Below are 1,022 nucleotides of genomic sequence, written 5' to 3'. Positions count from 1 at the left end.
GGTGGTTGTGTGGTGGGGTCGAGCGTGTGGTCGTAGGGGTGGATGTGGTCGAGGTCTGCCCATTGGGCGGGTCGGTCGCACTGGGGGAAGCAGCAGGTCTGGTCGCGTTGGGTGACGGCTTGGCGCAGGATCTTGCCGGGTTGGTAGGTGGTGGTGGAGTAGTCGGTCAGGATCCCGGTGACGGGGTCGGTCAGGAGGCGTTGCCAGGTGGCGTCGGTCGCGATGTGGGCGGCGGTCTCGGCGGGGATGGGGCCGTATCCGTGCAGGTGGCCGGGGGTGTTGTCCAGGCCGAGGAGCATGGTGGCCGGGACGGTGACGCGGATCTGGGGCTTGGTCGTGACGACCTTGACGGTGGTGCCGCCGCACAGGCACCCGCCGCAGGTGCAGCCCGTGGCGGGTGCGGTGGTGCGCGGCATGGCCTGCTCGCCCGTGCCCGTGCCCGTGCCCGTGCCCGTGCCCTGCGGGGTGACGGTGCTGTCGGGGGCGCAGTCGGGTTGTGGCGGGACGATGATGCGGCCGGTGGTGATCGCGACGAGGGCGTCGGCGCGGGCCTGGGCCAGGGTGCGGGTGTTGCCGGGGGTGCGGCGCAGGGTGTGGGCGGTCTGTTCGATGGTGTCCCAGACGGCGGTGGCGTCGGTGGCGGGTAGGTTCGCGCTGATCCAGGCCATCGAGTTGTCGGCGGGGTCGAGGTAGACGGCGCGGCGGGTGGTGGCGTGCTTGGCGACCTCGTTGGTGCCGTGCAGGTTGGTGGCGTACTGGTTCATCTTGTCGCGTAGCCAGCGGCGGGTGTGGTCGGGGGCCTGGGGCAGGTAGCGGGTGATGGCGTGTTCGCGTTCGGTGGTGGTGAGGGGGTTGCCGGCGTGCAGCAGGATGTCGGCCTTGGCGGTGTCGATCGTGCTGGTGTGTAGGGCGTTCATGACCTGGGGGTGTTGGGTCAGGCTGGTGCCGCGGGCCATGAGCTTGTTCGCGTCGGTTTGCGGGATGCGCAGGCGGGCGCTGATCTCGGCTGCGGCGGTGGTGTG

1 protein-coding gene is annotated in these 1,022 nt (G+C 70.7%); it reads right to left on the bottom strand.

Annotated features, from left to right (window positions below):
• Nucleotides 1–956 (bottom strand): DUF222 domain-containing protein (locus tag AB0I29_RS27675; protein ID WP_357487482.1); only part of this gene is annotated, 956 nt, incomplete at its 3' end.
• Nucleotides 957–1,022: the final 66 nt, after the last annotated feature.

The sequence above is a fragment of the Promicromonospora sp. NPDC050262 genome, assembly GCF_040655935.1.
GTDB lineage: Bacteria > Actinomycetota > Actinomycetes > Actinomycetales > Cellulomonadaceae > Promicromonospora.
Note: the sequence above shows the minus strand (reverse complement) of the source record. Positions and strands in the feature narration are given on the sequence as shown.